Below are 17,145 nucleotides of genomic sequence, written 5' to 3' on the forward strand. Positions count from 1 at the left end.
CGGGAGGCGTCCCGGCGGTTCGCTCGACCCGGCCGGCGGACGAGCGGCCGGCCGAGGCCGGAAGCCGCAGCGGTCTCGACACGACCGCGGTGCTGCCGTACGCCGGCTCCCGCGCCTCGACGCGCACGCGGTGGCTGCGCTCGTGGATGCTGACCGCTCCCGTCGACGTCGTCGCGCTCCTGGCGCCGCTGCTGCTGACCCAGAACTACTGGCGCGGCACGCTGGCCAACGCGGCGCTCACGGTCGCCATCTTCGCGACCGGAGGGCTCTACGGGCCCCGCCGGCACATCGGCATCCTCGACGAGTTGCCGAGCATCTGCGGGCGGCTGCTGGCGTCCGCCGCCGTCGTGGCGATCATCGCGGCCGAGCGCCACGACTCGGTGGCGTACGTCGGCGGCTTCATGCGCGGCGTGGCCATCTCCGCCGGGCTGGTGATCGTCGGTCGCGCGTTCAGCCGGATGTTCGCGAACCTGGCGCGCAAGCGCCGCTGGGTGGAGCACAACGCCATCATCATCGGCAGCGGCCCGATCGGCGTCGAACTCGCGCGGCTCCTGCGGCGCTACCCGCAGTACGGCCTGCGGTTCGTGGGCTGCGTCGACGCTCCCTCGCGGCAGGGCACGGCCGCCGTTCCGCTGATCGGCACCCTCGACGACCTCGAGAAGCTCACCACGATGCTGGAGTGCGACGTCCTGGTCATCGCCGACCCCGACTGTCCCGAGTCCACCCTCATGGAGATCCTGCTGGCGCCGGCCACGTCCCGCTGCGACCTGTGGGCGGTGCCGCGCCTGTGGGGGTCCCGCTCCCTCGGTCGGTACCCCGACCACATCGGAGCCATCCCGATCGTGAAGATCGGCGACACCACGCTCTCCGGCCCCCGGTGGGCGGTGAAGCGGGCCTCCGACGCGCTGTTCGCCCTGGTGGCGCTGATCGTGCTGAGCCCCGTGCTGCTGCTCTGCGCCATCGCGACGTTCCTCGAAGGGGGCCGGGGCATCTTCTTCTACCAGGAGCGGATCGGCCGGTACGGCAAGCCGTTCAAGGTCATCAAGTTCCGCTCCATGCGCCCGGTCAACGAGCACGAGTCGCAGACGAACTGGTCGATCGCGCACGACCGGCGCGTCGGGCCCGTCGGTCGGTTCATGCGCCGCACCTCGCTGGACGAGCTGCCGCAGCTCTGGAACATCCTGCGCGGCGAGATGAGCGTGGTGGGCCCGCGCCCGGAGCGCCCGTACTTCGTGGAGAAGTTCTCGGCCGAGTACCCCAACTACGCCATGCGTCACCGGGTGCCCGTCGGGCTCACCGGGCTCGCGCAGGTCAGTGGCCTGCGGGGAGACACGCCGATCTCCGACCGGGCCAGGTTCGACAACTACTACATCGAGAACTGGTCGCTCTGGCTCGACATCAAGGTCGTGCTGCGTACCGTCGCGGAGGTGTTCCGCGGCGGCGGCCGGTGACCGGGCGCGGGCGGCACCGGGCCGGACCGGCCAGCTAGCCGGCGAAGCCGGAGGCCAGGGCCCGGGCCAGCGCCGATTCCCAGTCACCCATGGGCGGCAGGCCCGCGGCCGCCCACCGCTCGTGCGCCAGGACGCTGTACGCGGGACGCGGCGCCGGGCGGCGGAAGCGGTCGCTGGTGGTCGGGCGGATCCGGTCGGGGTCGAGCCCCCGGAGCGTGAACACCGCGCGGGCGAGGCCGTACCAGGTGGTCTCGCCCGACGCGGTGCCGTGGTAGACGCCGGGCGCGGCCCTCCCGGCGAGCACCGCGTCGGCCAGCGCGACGAGCCGTTCCGCCAGCGCGTACGACCAGGTCGGCTGCCCCCGCTGGTCGTCGACGACGTCGAGCCACTCCCGCTCCCCCGCCAGCCGCAGCATGGTGGCCACGAAGTTGGGACCGTGCTCGCCGTACAACCAGGCGGTGCGCACGATGTGGCCGCCGTCCGGCAACAGCCGGGTCACCGCGACCTCCCCGGCCAGCTTGCTGCGCCCGTACGCGTTCACCGGCGACGGGACGGCGTCCTCCGGGTACGGTTCGGCGGCGTCGCCCCGGAACACGTAGTCGGTCGACACGTGGATCATCCGGGCACCGGCTGCCGCGCACGCGCCGGCCAGGTGGGCGACGGCGTCCCCGTTGACGGCGGTGGCCGCCGCCTCCTGGGTCTCGGCGCCGTCCACATCGGTCCACGCCGCCGCGTTGACGACGAGGTCGTGCCCGGCGACGGCGGCCCGCACCGCCTCCGGGTCGGTGACGTCGAGTTCGGCGCGCGTCGCGGCCGTGACCGACAGGTCACCCCGTGCGCGCAGGACCGCCAGGAGGTCCCGGCCCAGCATCCCGCCGGCGCCGGTGACCAGCAGGCGGCTCACGCGCCGGCCTGGGCCGCGGAGGCGGTCTTCAGCGGTTCCCACCAGGCGCGGTTCTCGCGGTACCACCGCACCGTCTCGGCGAGGCCCTGCTCCAGGTCGACGCTCGGCGCGTACCCCAGCTCCTGGCTGATCTTGGTGATGTCCAGCGAGTAGCGGCGGTCGTGGCCCTTGCGGTCGGCGACCGGCACGACCCGGTCCCAGCCGGCGCCGCAGGCCTCCAGCAGGCGGCCGGTCAGCTCCTTGTTCGTCAGCTCCGTGCCACCGCCGATGTTGTAGACCTCACCGGCGCGGCCCTTCTGCTGCACCAGCGCGATGCCCCGGCAGTGGTCGTGCACGTGCAGCCAGTCCCGCACGTTGCCGCCGTCGCCGTAGAGCGGCACGGTGCCGCCGTCGAGCAGGTTGGTGACGAACAGCGGGATGACCTTCTCGGGGAACTGGTACGGCCCGTAGTTGTTGGAGCAGCGGGTGACGACGACGTCCAGCCCGTGGGTGCGGTGGTAGGCCAGGACGAGCAGGTCGGAGGCCGCCTTCGAGGCCGAGTACGGCGAGTTCGGCGACAACGGCCAGCTCTCCGTCCACGAGCCCGTCTCGATCGAGCCGTACACCTCGTCGGTCGACACGTGCACGAACCGCGAGGTGCCGTGGCGCAGCGCGGCGTCGAGCAGGGTCTGGGTACCCACGACGTTGGTGGTGACGAACGGCGCCGCCCCGGCGATCGAGCGGTCGACGTGCGATTCCGCCGCGAAGTGCACGATGACGTCGTGACCGGCGACGACCTCGTCGACGAGGGCGGCGTCGCGGATGTCGCCGCGCACGAACCGCAGCCGGGGGTCGTCGGCCACCGGTGCGAGGTTGGCCATGTTGCCCGAGTAGGTCAGGGCGTCGAGCACCGTGACACCGGTCGGGTCGAGCGCCGGCACGTCCGCCGCACTGCCGCCGGGGGCTCCGAGGAGCATGCGGACGTACTCCGACCCGATGAATCCGGCTCCGCCGGTGACGAGGATCCTCACGAGTCAAGAAGTGTACGCAGACCAGCCTCGTCGCAAAGGTGACCCGGACCTCGGATTCGCGCTGCTGCCGGTAGCCTCCCCGTGTGCGCGGAATCCTTCTCGCTGGCGGCACCGGCTCACGGCTCTGGCCGGTCACCCGGGCGGTGTCCAAACAGCTGATGCCGGTCTTCGACAAACCGATGATCTACTACCCGCTCTCCACGCTCGTGATGGCCGGGGTGCGGGAGATCCTGGTGATCACCACCCCCGAGGACCAGGCCCAGTTCCGGCGACTGCTCGGTGACGGCAGCCAGTGGGGCCTGCGACTGGAGTACGCGACGCAGGCCCGCCCGGAGGGCATCGCCCAGGCCTTCCTGCTGGGCGCGGACTTCATCGGCGACGAGTCGGTGGCGCTCATCCTGGGCGACAACATCTTCTACGGCGTCGGCCTGGGTCGGCAGCTCGCCGCCGAGGGCGACCCGGTCGGCGGGCGGGTGTTCGCGTACCCGGTGGCCGACCCGACGGCGTACGGCGTCGTCGAGTTCGACGCCGACGGCCGGGTGCTCTCGATCGAGGAGAAGCCGGAGAAGCCGAAGTCCCGGTACGCGGTGCCGGGCCTGTACTTCTACGACAACCGGGTCGTCGACATCGCCCGGGGCCTGAAGCCCAGCGACCGGGGCGAGCTGGAGATCACCGCGGTGAACGAGGCGTACCTGGCCACCGGCGAACTGGCGGTGACCGTGCTGGACCGCGGCACCGCCTGGCTGGACACCGGCACGTTCACGGCGATGATGCAGGCCGCCGAGTTCGTGCGGGTGATCGAGGAACGCCAGGGCCTGAAGATCGGCTGCGTCGAGGAGGTCGTCTGGCGGGCCGGCCTCATCGACGACGAGCGGTTGCGCGAGCTGGCCCGACCGCTGGTCAAGAGCGGGTACGGCGACTACCTGCTCCGGCTGCTCGCGGACGGCGAGGCGGTGGCCTGGTGAAGATCCGTGAGCTGGGCGTCGAGGGCGCCTGGGAGATCGTCCCGGAGCAGCACGGCGACCCGCGCGGGCTGTTCATGGAGTGGTACCGCTTCGACCACCTCGCCGCGGCGGTCGGCCACCCGCTCCGGCTCGCCCAGGGCAACCTCTCGGTCTCCGCGCAGGGGGTCGTCCGGGGCATCCACTTCGCCGACGTCCCGCCCGGCCAGGCCAAGTACGTCACCTGCGTACGCGGGGCGGTCCTCGACGTGATCGTGGACATCCGGGTGGGGTCGCCGACGTTCGGCCGCTGGGAGGCGGTCCGCCTGGACGACGTCGACCGCCGGGCGGTCTACCTGAGCGAGGGTCTGGGGCACGGCTTCTGCGCCCTGACCGACGACGCCACCCTGACCTACCTCTGCTCCACCACGTACAACCCGACGGCCGAGCACGCCGTGCACCCGCTCGACCCGGAGCTGGCGATCGCCTGGCCGGCGGAGTCGCCGCAGTTGTCGGCCCGGGACGCCGCCGCACCGACCCTCGCGGAGGCCCGCGCGTCAGGGCTGCTGCCGGACTACGAACGCTGCCGGTCGTACACGGGGCGGTCGGACCGCTAGGTCGTCGTCACCGCCGACCCGCGGACGACCGCTGACGGGCGTCGCGGGGGTCGACATCGTCGTCACCCGGCCCGCCGGCGGCGCGCGCTTCCCGGGGCAGGGCGGCGATGGCGTCGTGGCCGGTCTCCGCCGCCCGTCCCGGATGCTCCGCCGCCCGCGGTTCCGGCACGCGCGGCCCGTCGGCCGTCCCGGGCTCGGGCGCACGCGGCGCGGGCGGGCGCACCGCGCGGCTGGCCGGTGTGGCGTCGGCCGCCCGCAGGCTGTCGAGCGAGCGCAGGAGGGCCCGCCGCAGCCGTTTCGCGGCCGGGCGCTCCACCAGCCGGTGGACGAGGTACGCGAGCACCAGCAACCCGGCGACCGTCGCCCCCAGCAGCACCCACGCCGGGACGTACGGCCGGGCCGCGGTGATGACGGTCAGGCCGATCTGCTCGTGCAGCAGGTACAGCGGGTAGGTGAGCGCGCCGGCGGTGGTGAGCCACCGCCACCGGATCCGGTCCGACAGCCCGTTCGCGATCAGCGCCATGATGACGAAGAAGACCGTCACGCAGGCCGCGGCGGGCAGGAACTCGCCCGTCGTGTACGTCTCCAGCTCGGCCCAGAGGCGGGAGATGGCGATGATCCACGAGAACCCGACGATGGCCCAGAGCAGCGCGTTCGCCCCGAACCGGTACATGAGGTAGAAGGCGATCCCGGCGATGAAGTACTGGGCGTAGGTGCGGCCGAGGAGGATGGTGACCGCCGTGTTGTCGACCAACGGGGCGAACAGCGACGCCAGCGTCCACAGTGCGCAGAACGCCACCACCCGCCGGACGGTCACCCCCCGCGCCACCACCACGAGGGCGAACAGCACGTAGAACAGCAGCTCCACGGGAAGGGTCCAGTAGGCCTGCTCGACGTCGGGAACGCCCATGAGCGACTGGAGCATGGTCATGTTGACCAGGACGTGCGTCCAGTCCAGGTGCGTGGCGAAGACGGGGAACAGCGCGAGGACCGTGGTGGTGAGGACGACCGCGAACCAGTACGCGGGGTAGAGACGCACCACGCGCGCGACCGCGAACTCCCCCAGGCTGCGTCCCCAGCTGCTCATGCAGATGACGAAGCCGCTGATGAGGAAGAACATCTCGACGCCGAGCCAGCCGTACGCCGCCACGTCGACGAGCCCCGGGAAGAGCTGGTCGGTCGGCGCGCCCCAGGCACGGTCGCGTACGCCCTCACCGTGCAGCAGGTGGTACAGGACGACCATGAGGGCAGAGATCAGGCGCAGCCCGTCGACCACGACGAGCCGGTCTGACCCGCCGCGCCGGATGGCACCGTGAGGCTCCATGATTCCTTCCCACCAGCGAGCGGCCCGTCGGATCGTGACGAGCGCGGAGGATACGGTCTGACAGGGCTACGCGCGGGACCGGCCGGGTGCGACGGCCGCGTACGCCGCGGCGAGCTGGTCACGCACGGCGTTCGAGCTGTGGAAGTCCAGCGCCCACCGTCTGCCGGCGGCACCGAGCCGCTGGCACCGGGCCGGGTCGGTGAGCAGAGCGCTCAACCCGCTCACCCACGCCTCCACGTCCGCTCCCACCACGACCTCCTGGTCGTGCCGGACGCCCGCTCTGCGGGCGACCTCGGGCGTGGTCACGGCGGGAACGTTCGCCGCCAGGGCTTGGATGAGCTTCATCTGCACGCCCGTGCCGCGCCACACCGGAACGATGGCCACCGACGCTCGCGGGTAGTAGGGAGCGACGTCGGGAACGTTGGCGTGGATCTCGACGCTCGGGCCGCGGAACGCCTGCACGGAGGCGGGCGGGTCGGTGCCGACGATGTCGAGCACGGCGCCCGGCACCCGCTTCGTGACCTCCGGCCAGCAGTTCTTGAGGAACCACAGCAGGCCGTTGACGTTGGCCTCGTAGGTCAGCCGCCCCACGAAGAGCACGCGCGGCTCCGTCGTGCGCGGGGTCCCGTCCTCCGGGTGGTCGTACGGGCTGCGGACGACGTACGTGTTGGGCCGCTCCTCGCCGGGGGCGAACGGCGCCGAGACCATCAGCGGGACGCCGTTGGCCACCAGCTGGTCCTCCCGCGCCTGCATGCGCGGCGCCTCGATCCTGCCCACCAGCTTCCACGGCAGGCCCGCGGTCTGGGCGAGCTGGCTGTAGTACTCGCTGCGGAACTCGTCGAGGTCGACGATCACCGGCACGGGGGCGCACCGTTCCACGAGGTGGACCGTACGGAAGACGTTGAGATGCACGACGTCGGGTTGCCACTGCCGGATCTCGTCGGCGAGCGCGGCCGACAGCCGCGGCACGTCGGCGTAGGCCTGCTGGAGCGACGTGCGGGTCGGCAGCGCCAGCCCGCAGCGGAGCATCGACGTGATCCGGTTCCGCGGCACCAGCGTGACGGACTCCACGGGAAGCTCCCGGGCCTGCCGCACCTCCTCCTCGGAACTGGTCAGGCCGAGGAAGCGGATCTGATGGTCCTTGGCGAGGATTTCGAGCAGCGCCAGGCTTCGCGGGCGGATCTTCGACGGGATCCAGGGGGCGACGAAAAGTATCTTCATAGCGGGAGTCTCCTCAGGGCACGGGCCAGGAACCTGTCCACCGCCGTGCCGTACTTGTCACAGTAGGTAACCAGTCCCGAGCGGTACAGCCGGTTCTTGCCGACCGCGCTGGTGCTCGTGCTCTCCCGATGCATGGCCCACGCGTTCCCGACGGACACCACCCGCCAGCCGGCCGCGCGCAGACGCTTGCAGAGGTCGACATCCTCGAAGTAGAGGAAGAAGGAGGGGTCGAAGCCGTTGACGGCGCGGAACGCGTCGCCCCGGACCAGCATGCAGAACCCCGACACCCAGGCGACGTCGGTGTCCGCCGCGGACCCGCCCTGGTCGAGGTAGTCCAGCATGGCGATCCGGCCGCGGAGCAGCCGGGACCTGGCGAGTGCCCGCTTGACGCGGCCGGGCACCAGGTGGTCGACGCGCAACGCGGCCAGCCACTCCTTGAGCATGCTCACGTCCGGGCCGGCCGAGATGCCCGGCTCACCGTCCGCGTACCGCATCTGGGGTGCGACGACCCCGATCCCCGGGTCGGCGGACAGCACCCGCGCGAGTTCCGCGTACGCCTCGGGCGTGAGCGCGGCGTCCGGGTTCAGCAGCAGGTAGGCCTCCGCGTGGGGGAAGGCTTCCGCCGCCGTGTTGATGGCCTTGCCGAAGCCCACGTTGGACGACCGGATGACGTGCGGCGTATACCGCTCCGCCACCTCCACGCTGTCGTCGGACGACGAGTTGTCGACGACCACGACGTCGGCGATGGGCAGCTCGCGCAGGCTGCCCAGGCTCATGGGCAGGTCCCGCGCGGAGTTGTAGGAAACAACGATGGCTGTCGTCTTCACGTCCGCTCGCGATCTGGAGTTCTCACCGGTCAGGCCGCCGAGGGCGACTGTGCGGCCGCGTTCGGCAGGACCGGAGCCGGCCGGTCGTTGCGCAACACGGCATCGCCCGCGACGAGCAACGTCGCGTGCTTGAGGAGATAGGTCAGGGAGACCGCCGCGGCCGCGCCGGCCGCACCGAACAGCGCCGCCCCGGCGGCCACCGCGACGAGCAGCGCGACGGCGCTCACCACGCCGATCTTCGCGACCAGCGCGCCCCGGCCCACCCCCTGTAGGACGGCGCCGCAGGGCGAACTCGCGCAGAACGAGGGGACCCCCGCGAGCATCACGGCGATCACGACACCGGCACCCGAGTAGACCTCCCCGAACAACGCCTTCGCCAACCACGGCGCGGCGACCACGCCGGCGGCGCTGACCGCGCCGACCGCGAGGACCACGACGAGGTTCATCCGCCAGAAGAGGCGCCGCGCCTCACCGGCCCGCGCGGTCGCCGAGTGCGGCACCAGCACCGTACTGAGCGCGGACGGGACCGAGACGAACGGCGAGAAGATGCGGGACGCGGCGGCGTACAGGCCCGCGCCGGCGCCCGGCGCGACGAGGGACACGACGGTCGCGTCCAGGACCCGGGCCTGCGCCGACACGTTGCTCACCAGGTACGCCCGCGAGTCCAGCAGCGCGCGCCGCACCTCGGCGGGCGTGGCCCTACCGGGCGCCCGCACCACGGAACGCACGTGGACCTGCCCGAGCGCCGACGCGACCACCAGGCCGTACGCCAGCGACGCGAACGGCTCGCCGCCGAGTCCGACGGCGACCACGAAGATGGCGACCTGCACGACCTTCCGGCCGAGGATGGACACGACGGCGTGCCCCATCCGGCCGTCGGCGATCGCGAGAGACAACACCGTCTCGACGTTCTTGTCCACCATCCAGCCCGCCGCGAGCAGCACGGCGACCCACCACGACATGGTGCCGGCGGTCAGACCCAGACCGATGGCCGCGGCGACGACCAGGCCGCCGATCGTGGTGAGGACGTTGAGGCGCAGGCCCGCGCTGACGGCGGTGTCGAGCCCGAGCGCCCGCCAGCGCAGGAGGGCCGTCGAGACGCCCGCGTCCGCCACGATGGTCAGGAAGGCCACCGCGCCGAAGTAGCCGCCGAAGGCGCCGAAGCCCTGCGGGTCCACCTGCCGTGCCAGCAGCACCATCACGACGGCCTGCAACCCGCTGCCGGCGATCCGGGAGGCGGCCAGAGCGGAGGCGCCGCCCACCACCCCGCGCATGTTCGGCCGCCGGGACGATCCCGCCGGCACCGGGGCGCCCTGTCGGTGCTCCTCGGCCCATCCGGGGTCCGCGCCCGCCGGCTCCGCGTGCGCCTGGCCCGCGCGCGCCGGGGCATCGATGCCGTGGCCTTCGCCCCGTTGCTCCTCGCGACGGTCCTCGCCGCTCCGGCCGGACATCAGCAACACGGTCGCCACGCCCACGACGAGGAACCACAGCGGCAGCATGGACTCGGACAGGACGCCGTACGTGGTGACCGTCATCCCGGCGTACGCCACCGTGAAGGTGAGGCAGAACGCCGGGGTGAGGTCCGGCCGGAGGACGCCCCCGCGAAGGCACAGCACGGCCAGTGCGACGACCGGCGCGAAGAGGATCAGCGCGCCCGGCACGCCCAGTTCGACGGCGGCGAAGAGGAAGCCGTTGTGGACCGGCACACCGTCGGCCACGAGCGGGTCCGTCCGCCCGACGACCTCCACGTAGCTGTTGGCGCCGATGCCCCACCACAGGTTGCTCGACAGGTAGTCCAGCGCGCTGGACAGGACCTGCGTCCGGGCGCCGCCGGCCGGGTCGGCGATCATCCGGGCGATGAACACGGGGGCCGCCGCGACCACGCCGGCGCCGAGCAGCGCCACCCCGACGAGGGTCTGGCGGCGTCCGCGGCCGCTGCGCGGGCCCGAGGTCACCGCCGACCGCCTGCGCAGCATCAACTCGCCCACGACGAGCAGCATCAGCACGGCCAGCAGGCCCGTGCGGCTGCCGGTCAGGGCGGTCGTCGCGAGCGCCGCGGCGGGGATCCCGTAGCGGCCGACGACGGCGGGGAGCTGGAACCGCCCGATGCCGATCCGGCTGTCCCGCCCGGTCGTGAGGTAGTAGAGGGTGAGGACCAGCACGATGGCCTTCGCCAGGTTGACCGGGTGGTTCAGCGTTCCGTTGGTCCGGTCACCGAGAAGGCGGGCCGCCTCGGCGGTGCCCATGGGGTTGAGCGGCACGCCGAGCCGTTGGAGGGCCGCGCAGCCGAACTGGGCGGCGATGACCCCGGCGGAGGCCAGCCGGAGGGCCGGGCCGGCGGCCCGGTGGGTGGCGAGCAGACAGCCCACCGCGAAGGCGAGCGGCGCGGACAGGTACTGCACCGCCCCGACGAGTTCGCGGGTGGAGGCACCGCCGCGCGTCACGCTGCCGATGCCGATGAACAGCGCGAGCGCGCCGATCGCCACCGCGAGGACCGACAACCACTGGAGCCGCCGCCACGTCATCGCCAGCAGCACGACGGCGGCCCCGACGAGAGCGACCATCCAGGTGGACGGCGCGAAGACCGGGATGGCGATGCCGATGTGCCACGGCGCGTCGCCCGGCGCGAGGCTCTTCGGCAGCAGGGCCAGGCAGATCACCGGGAGGACCGCGCTGAGGACCACCGTCCAGGTGCTACGAGCGGGTGCGGCAGCCGACGAGGGAGTTCCCGCCGTCACCGTCGGGCTCACTGGCGTACTTCCGCGCCCGCCGTGACCTCCGTGCCGCGTCGCCGCGGCCTCCGGACGCCGGATGCCACCGCCTTCAGGAGTCCCGAGGCGATGGCGCCGCACGCGTAGCCGACGGCGGGTGCGCCGGGTCGTCCGACCCGCAGTCCCTCCGAGAGGACGCGCACCATCGGGCCGACGCCGCCCTCGCGGCGGGCGTACGCCATGACCGAGCCCAGGTAGTAGTCACCCCGGTCCCGCGGGGTCGACGACCCGAGGTGGTCGCGCGCCCAGTCGAGTTCCCTCGCCAGCGAGATCGAGCGCGAGATGCCCTCGCCGGTCGCGTCGTACGTCACGAGGGCGTCGCTCAGCTGCCGGACCACCAGCCCCGGCACGTTCCGGGACAGTTGGAGGAGCCAGGTCAGGTCCTGGTGGAGGCTCAGCTCCTCGTCCAGCGGCACGGTCGTCGGAAGCGACCGCGGGAAGAGGAGCGTCGAGGACGGGAGGAACGCCTGCCCACGCCGCACCCGGTGCCGCCGCAGGAGGTTGTTCTCCAGGCTCCGCCGCGGGTCGTACGGCGCGCGTGGCCAGATCTCGGAGCTGTCGTCGAACTCCACCCGCACGCTGGTGGAGGAGATCCACGTCGACGACCCGGCGAGGCCGGCCTCGGTGACGTCCCGCACCTGGCGCTCGATCTTCGTCGGCTGCCAGGTGTCGTCGTCGTCGAGGAACGCCACCAGATCCCCGGTGCACTTCCGGACGCCGGCCATGCGGGCGGCGTTCCCGTTCCGCCGCTCGACGTACCGAGTCAGCCGAACGCGCGGATCGCCGGGAATGTCCACGTCGCGGTCCGAGTTCAGCACGACGTGGACCTCGGCCACGGGATGCGTCTGTGCGAGGACGGATTCGACGGCCCGGCGAAGTCCGGGCTTGCCGACGGTCGGGATTACGACGCTGACCGTGGGATTCCATGTCGCGGATCGCGTCGGCACTGTGGGCTCCACCCCGACCCTTCCATACCAGTTTCGAATCAACGGACCGCTACTCGCTCAGCTCTCCGCTGACCGCAACGCGAGCACCACATATTACAGAGCACCACCCTCGGGCGGTGGCCCCCGAAGGGCGTCCGGACCGCCGGCGGCGCCGGTCAGAGGGACAGGGTGGTCCGGAGACCGTTGACCACCTTGCGCACGTCACCGACCTGCGCACCTTCCGCCGTCATGCGGATGACGATCTGGCGGTCGATCACGTCCTCCGGGTTGCTCCGCCACCAGCCGATGACGACCAGGCCGTACCGGGGCTTACCGTCGAGCTTCGCGGTCTCGGCGAAGGTGGCGTTCCCCGCCTGGACCCACGGCAGGCCCCACGCCTCCTCGGCCCGCCGGTACGCGGCCTGCACCTCGTCGCCGCAGGGCGCCGGGCAGTTCCGGACGATGATCTCCCCGCCGACCTCCGGCGCGCCCGGACGGGAGATGCCGCAGACGTACCGGGAGAAGCCGGGCCCGCGCTGGCGTGCGTCGCAGGCCCAGGACTCGGGCACCTTGAACGTGAAGCCGAAGCCGACGGGGCTCTCCACCTTCGTCCGGTCGGCGTCGCCGAACTGCGGCTCGGCGGGCCAGGAACCCGGCTTCGGCGGCTCGACACCCGGGCTCTTGGGCACCCCGGTGGGGAAGGCGACCGGCTCGGGGCTCCTGGACACCGTCGGGGAGGCGGACGCGGTCGGTCCGCCCGCCGTCGGCGTGTCTCCGCCGGACTGCCACACGAAGATGCCGGCGACCGCGCCGAGCACCACGACGACCCCGGCCGCGACCCCGATCCACAGGCCGGTGCGTCGGCGCCGGGGCGGCGCGGCGGGCGTGAGCGGCGGGTAGTTGGTCGAGTGCGGCGGGGACCATGACGACGGCGTGTCCGGGGCCGACGGTGGGGAGACCGGCGCGGACGCGGGCGGCGTCGACACCGGCATTCCCGCGCCCGAGGTCGGCTGGACGGTCTCCGGAGGCGCCTCGGCACCGGCGTCCGGCTTCGGCGCCGCGTTGGCGGGCGTTCCACCGCCGGTGGAGATCGGAAGCGCCTGGGTCGGCTCGCCGACGGCCAGCTTCGCCCAGGGCGGCTCGATCGGGCTGGACTCGCCGGACGGCGCCGGCGACGAGGCCGGACGGTACTCCATGCCGAGGGCGACGAAGACCTGTTCGGCTCTGGGGCCGTCGGCCGCGTACGCGACCCACGGCGCGGGGGCCGAGAAGTCGGCGTGGAGGAAGCTCGGCCGGCCGTCCCGGTCCCTCAGGGCGTTCGCCGTGGAGGCGAAGAACCGCCTCCAGTGCTGGTCGGCGGCGACGGACTCGTCCAGGACGGCGACGGTCACGGCCCGGCCCTGGGCGTCGACAGCCGACCAGACCTTGCCCACTTGACACGATCCCAGGGTCTCGAGCAACTGGACCGGACTGCCTGGCTGCATTCCACCCTCCCCGGAGGTCACTGTGGGATAGTAGCGATCCGGCGCCCGGTCCCCGGAGGCAGACCGGCGACGGCCCACGTCGCCGACAGCGGGACCACCCACGCAACAATGTCAGCCGTGGCGATGAGACGCTGGCTGGCTGCCGCATTCCTCCTTCCGCTCCTGGCCGGGTGCGCGTCATCCAGCGAGGGCGGCGCCCGGGTGGGTCCGGCGCCCGCCTGGCGTCCCCCCGTGGCACCGGGCACGACCGGGGCCATCGAACTGGACGGCCGGCCGTTCCAACTGCACGTGCCGGCGGGGTACGACGCCGCCACGAAGGTGCCCCTCGTCGTGCTGCTGCACGGCTACGGGTCCAGCGCCGCCCAGCAGGAGCGGTACTTCAAGCTCACTCCCGAGTCCGACCGCCGTGGCTTTCTCTACGCCATGCCGGACGGCACCGTCGACCGCGACGGCAAGAGGTTCTGGAACGCGACCGAAGCGTGCTGCGACGTCTACGGCACCGGCGTGGACGACTCGGCGTACCTCGGACGGCTCCTCGACACCGTGGAGTCGTCGTACTCCGTCGACACCACGCGGGTCTACCTGATCGGCCACTCCAACGGCGGCTTCATGGCCTACCGGATGGCCTGTGAACGCTCGTTGCGGGTGACCGCTGTCGTCTCCCTCGCCGGCGCGGTCGACGACGACCGTTCACTGTGCACACCCCAGCGACCGGTCAGCGTGCTCCAGATCCACGGCACGGACGACCCGACCATCAGGTTCGACGGCGGTGTGCGACAGGGGCACCCGTACCCGTCGGTCGACACGACGCTCGCCACCTGGCGGCACATCAACGGCTGCTCGCCGCAGGCCGACACGACGGCCCCGCCGCTGGACCTCGAACCCCGGCTGCCCGGAGCGGAGACCGGTGTGACGATCTACGCCACCGGCTGCCGCGACGGCACCCGGGTCGAGTTGTGGCACATCAAGGGCGGCGGCCACACGCCCGACCTGAACGCGACCTTCGGCCCGGCCGTCCTCGACTTCCTCTACACGAGGCTGTCCCGTCCCTGACCACGGCCGCCACCGTGACGGTCCGGCGGCGGGGCGTGACGTCGTGCCGGCGCGCCTTGCGTGCTGAATGATTTCATGCATAGGCTCAGCTCGTGAATGACGCCGTGCTGGACCTGTTCCGCGGGGTCCGGCTCACCCCGACCCAGCGGCGCATCGCGCACAGCCTCGTCACCCACGCCACCGCGGCGGCGTACCTCTCCGCCGCCGAGGTCGCCGAGCTCGCAGAGGTCAGCCAGCCGTCGGTCACCCGGTTCGCGATGGCGCTGGGCTACGACGGCTACCCGGCGCTGCGCCGCCGGCTACGCGAGATCGCCACCGCGGGGAACGGCACGCCGGCCGCCGCCGGGCCCGCCGGCACCGAGATCCAACGGGCGGTACGCGCCGAGGCCGCCAACCTGCGGCAGCTCGCCGACCAACTCGCCGACGACCAGCGGGTCAGCACGGCCGGCGCGTTGCTCGCGGCCAGCCGCCCGCTACCGGTGCTCGGGCTCCGCGCCGCCGCGCCGCTGGCCGCCTACTTCGCCTACTTCGCCGCCAAGGTCCTGCCGGACGTGCGCACCCTCGACTCCGGCGGCAGCCTGCTCATGGACCGGCTGGACCAGGCCGCCTCGGCCGGGGCGAGCGCGCTGCTCGCGTTCGTGCTGCCCCGCTACCCCCGGGAGACGCTGGATGCGCTGCGCGAGGCCCGCGACGCGGGACTGGCCGTCGTGGCGATCACCGACTCCCCGGTCAGCCCGGCCACCGACCACGCCGAGGTGGTGCTCCCCGCCGCCGTCGGCACCGACCTGGTCTTCGACCTGCACACCGCCCCGATGGCCCTGGCCATGGTGCTCCTCCAGGCGATCTGCGACGCGGCACCGGCCGAGACGCAGCGCCGGCTGGAGGCGTTCGAGGCGTCCGCCGCCCGTCGACAGTTGTTCCTCGACTGAGAGGAGTTCGAGATGCACCAGCCCGTCCGCGCCGCCCGCGGCACCGAACGCACCGCGAAGGGGTGGCCGCAGGAGGCCGCGCTGCGGATGCTCATGAACAACCTGGACCCGGAGGTCGCCGAGCGGCCGGAGGACCTGGTGGTCTACGGCGGCACCGGCCGGGCCGCCCGGGACTGGCCGTCGTACCACGCGCTGGTGCGTACGCTCACGGACCTGCGCGACGACGAGACGATGCTCGTGCAGTCCGGGCGGCCGGTCGGCGTCCTGCGCACCCACGAGTGGGCGCCGCGGGTGCTGCTGGCCAACTCCAACCTGGTCGGCGACTGGGCGACCTGGCCCGAGTTCCGCCGGCTGGAGGCGCTCGGCCTCACCATGTACGGGCAGATGACGGCCGGCTCCTGGATCTACATCGGCACCCAGGGCATCCTCCAGGGCACGTACGAGACGTTCGCGGCGGTGGCCGCCAAGCGGTTCGGCGGCACCCTCGCCGGCACGCTGACGCTGACCGCCGGGTGCGGCGGGATGGGCGGCGCCCAGCCGCTCGCCGTCACGATGAACGGCGGCGCCTGCCTCATCGTGGACGTGGACCGGTCCCGGCTGGAGCGCCGGGTCCGCGACCGCTACCTCGACGAGATCGCCGACGACCTGGACGACGCCGTGGACCGCGTGCTCGCCGCGAAGCGGGAGCGCCGGGCGTTGAGCGTCGGCGTGGTCGGCAACGCGGCGGTCGTCTTCCCCGAGCTGCTGGTGCGGGGCGTCGAGGTCGACGTGGTCACCGACCAGACGAGCGCGCACGACCCCCTGTCGTACCTGCCCGTGGGGGTCGAACTCGCCGACGCCCGCGACTACGCGGCCAGCAAGCCGGCCGAGTTCACCGACCGCGCCCGGGCCTCGATGGCGCGGCACGTGGCGGCCATGGTGGGCTTCCTCGACGCCGGCGCCGAGGTCTTCGACTACGGCAACTCGATCCGGGGCGAGGCGAAGCTCGGTGGGTACGAGCGGGCCTTCGACTTCCCCGGCTTCGTGCCCGCGTACATCCGGCCGTTGTTCTGTGAGGGCAAGGGCCCGTTCCGGTGGGCGGCGCTCTCCGGCGACCCGGCCGACATCGCCGCCACGGACCGGGCGATCCTCGACCTGTTCCCGGAGAACGAGTCGCTCGCCCGGTGGATCCGGATGGCCGGCGAGCGGGTGGCGTTCCAGGGCCTGCCGGCGCGGATCTGCTGGCTCGGCTACGGCGAGCGGGACCGGGCGGGCGTGCGGTTCAACGAGATGGTCGCCTCCGGTGAGCTGTCCGCGCCGGTCGTCATCGGCCGGGACCACCTCGACTGCGGCAGTGTGGCCAGCCCGTACCGGGAGACCGAGGGCATGGCCGACGGCTCCGACGCCATCGCCGACTGGCCGCTGCTGAACGCGCTGGTCAACACGGCCAGCGGCGCCTCCTGGGTCTCCATCCACCACGGCGGTGGCGTGGGCATCGGCCGCTCCATCCACGCCGGGCAGGTCTGCGTGGCCGACGGCAGCGCCCTCGCCGGGCAGAAGATCGAGCGGGTGCTCACCAACGACCCGGCGATGGGCGTCATCCGGCACGTGGACGCCGGCTACGACGCCGCCCGCGAGGTCGCCGAGCGCACCGGCGTACGGGTGCCGATGGCCGAGGGAACAGCATGAGCGAGCGTCAGCGAGCGAA

The 17,145-nt window shown here is 72.7% G+C and carries 14 protein-coding genes; 6 read left to right on the forward strand and 8 right to left on the reverse strand.

The genetic code is table 11. The annotated features are described in order from the left end of the window. Window positions 1–146: 146 nt before the first annotated feature. Window positions 147–1,451: a sugar transferase gene (locus OG994_RS18830; protein ID WP_192902307.1), complete on the forward strand. Its 1,305-nt coding sequence runs from the start codon at window positions 147–149 to the stop codon at window positions 1,449–1,451. Window positions 1,452–1,485: 34 nt separating this feature from the next. On the opposite strand, the gene rfbD is transcribed toward OG994_RS18830, so the two are convergent. Beyond that, the gene (gene rfbD / locus OG994_RS18835; protein WP_328850469.1) at window positions 1,486–2,355 is read right to left on the reverse strand and encodes a dTDP-4-dehydrorhamnose reductase; all 870 of its coding nucleotides are present in this window, start codon (window positions 2,353–2,355) and stop codon (window positions 1,486–1,488) included. Next, window positions 2,352–3,365: a dTDP-glucose 4,6-dehydratase gene (gene rfbB / locus OG994_RS18840; protein WP_328850470.1), complete on the reverse strand. Its 1,014-nt coding sequence runs from the start codon at window positions 3,363–3,365 to the stop codon at window positions 2,352–2,354. The genes rfbD and rfbB overlap by 4 nt, the downstream gene beginning before the upstream one ends. Window positions 3,366–3,448: 83 nt before the next feature. Here rfbB and rfbA point away from each other — a divergent pair, with 83 nt between their 5' ends. Then, complete coding sequence (rfbA, locus tag OG994_RS18845) at window positions 3,449–4,330, forward strand: glucose-1-phosphate thymidylyltransferase RfbA (protein ID WP_328850471.1); 882 nt, start codon at window positions 3,449–3,451, stop codon at window positions 4,328–4,330. After that, a complete protein-coding gene (locus OG994_RS18850; RefSeq protein WP_328850472.1) occupies window positions 4,327–4,923 on the forward strand; it encodes a dTDP-4-dehydrorhamnose 3,5-epimerase family protein in 597 nt (198 codons plus the stop codon). The genes rfbA and OG994_RS18850 overlap by 4 nt, the downstream gene beginning before the upstream one ends. A gap of 7 nt (window positions 4,924–4,930) precedes the next feature. Here OG994_RS18850 and OG994_RS18855 read toward each other — a convergent pair whose 3' ends face one another. The 6 genes from OG994_RS18855 to OG994_RS18880 form a co-directional block, all read right to left on the reverse strand. Further along, the gene (locus OG994_RS18855; protein WP_328850473.1) at window positions 4,931–6,247 is read right to left on the reverse strand and encodes an acyltransferase family protein; all 1,317 of its coding nucleotides are present in this window, start codon (window positions 6,245–6,247) and stop codon (window positions 4,931–4,933) included. A gap of 66 nt (window positions 6,248–6,313) precedes the next feature. Further along, a complete protein-coding gene (locus OG994_RS18860) occupies window positions 6,314–7,468 on the reverse strand; it encodes a glycosyltransferase (protein ID WP_328850474.1) in 1,155 nt (384 codons plus the stop codon). Further along, the gene (locus tag OG994_RS18865; RefSeq protein ID WP_328850475.1) at window positions 7,465–8,295 is read right to left on the reverse strand and encodes a glycosyltransferase family 2 protein; all 831 of its coding nucleotides are present in this window, start codon (window positions 8,293–8,295) and stop codon (window positions 7,465–7,467) included. Before OG994_RS18865 ends, OG994_RS18860 begins: the two co-directional genes overlap by 4 nt. A 29-nt stretch (window positions 8,296–8,324) precedes the next feature. Beyond that, on the reverse strand, window positions 8,325–10,979 hold the full coding sequence (locus OG994_RS18870) for an O-antigen ligase family protein (protein WP_328850476.1): 2,655 nt from the start codon (window positions 10,977–10,979) through the stop codon (window positions 8,325–8,327). A 62-nt stretch (window positions 10,980–11,041) separates the two neighbouring features. Then, window positions 11,042–12,025, reverse strand: a complete 984-nt coding sequence (locus OG994_RS18875; RefSeq protein WP_328850477.1) for a glycosyltransferase family 2 protein — start codon at window positions 12,023–12,025, stop codon at window positions 11,042–11,044. 143 nt (window positions 12,026–12,168) lie between these two features. After that, on the reverse strand, window positions 12,169–13,425 hold the full coding sequence (locus OG994_RS18880; protein WP_328850478.1) for a hypothetical protein: 1,257 nt from the start codon (window positions 13,423–13,425) through the stop codon (window positions 12,169–12,171). A 282-nt stretch (window positions 13,426–13,707) separates the two neighbouring features. On the opposite strand from OG994_RS18880, the gene OG994_RS18885 reads away from it, so the two are divergent. The 3 genes from OG994_RS18885 (at window position 13,708) to hutU (ending at window position 17,126) form a co-directional block, all read left to right on the forward strand. Beyond that, window positions 13,708–14,529, forward strand: coding sequence for an alpha/beta hydrolase family esterase (locus OG994_RS18885; RefSeq protein WP_328850479.1), 822 nt, complete (start codon window positions 13,708–13,710; stop codon window positions 14,527–14,529). Between the two features lie 92 nt (window positions 14,530–14,621). Continuing rightward, window positions 14,622–15,458, forward strand: coding sequence for a MurR/RpiR family transcriptional regulator (locus OG994_RS18890; RefSeq protein ID WP_328850480.1), 837 nt, complete (start codon window positions 14,622–14,624; stop codon window positions 15,456–15,458). A 12-nt stretch (window positions 15,459–15,470) separates the two neighbouring features. Then, window positions 15,471–17,126: a urocanate hydratase gene (hutU, locus tag OG994_RS18895; protein ID WP_328850481.1), complete on the forward strand. Its 1,656-nt coding sequence runs from the start codon at window positions 15,471–15,473 to the stop codon at window positions 17,124–17,126. Window positions 17,127–17,145: the final 19 nt, after the last annotated feature.

Source organism: Micromonospora globbae, from assembly GCF_036184225.1.
GTDB classification, from domain to species: domain Bacteria; phylum Actinomycetota; class Actinomycetes; order Mycobacteriales; family Micromonosporaceae; genus Micromonospora; species Micromonospora globbae.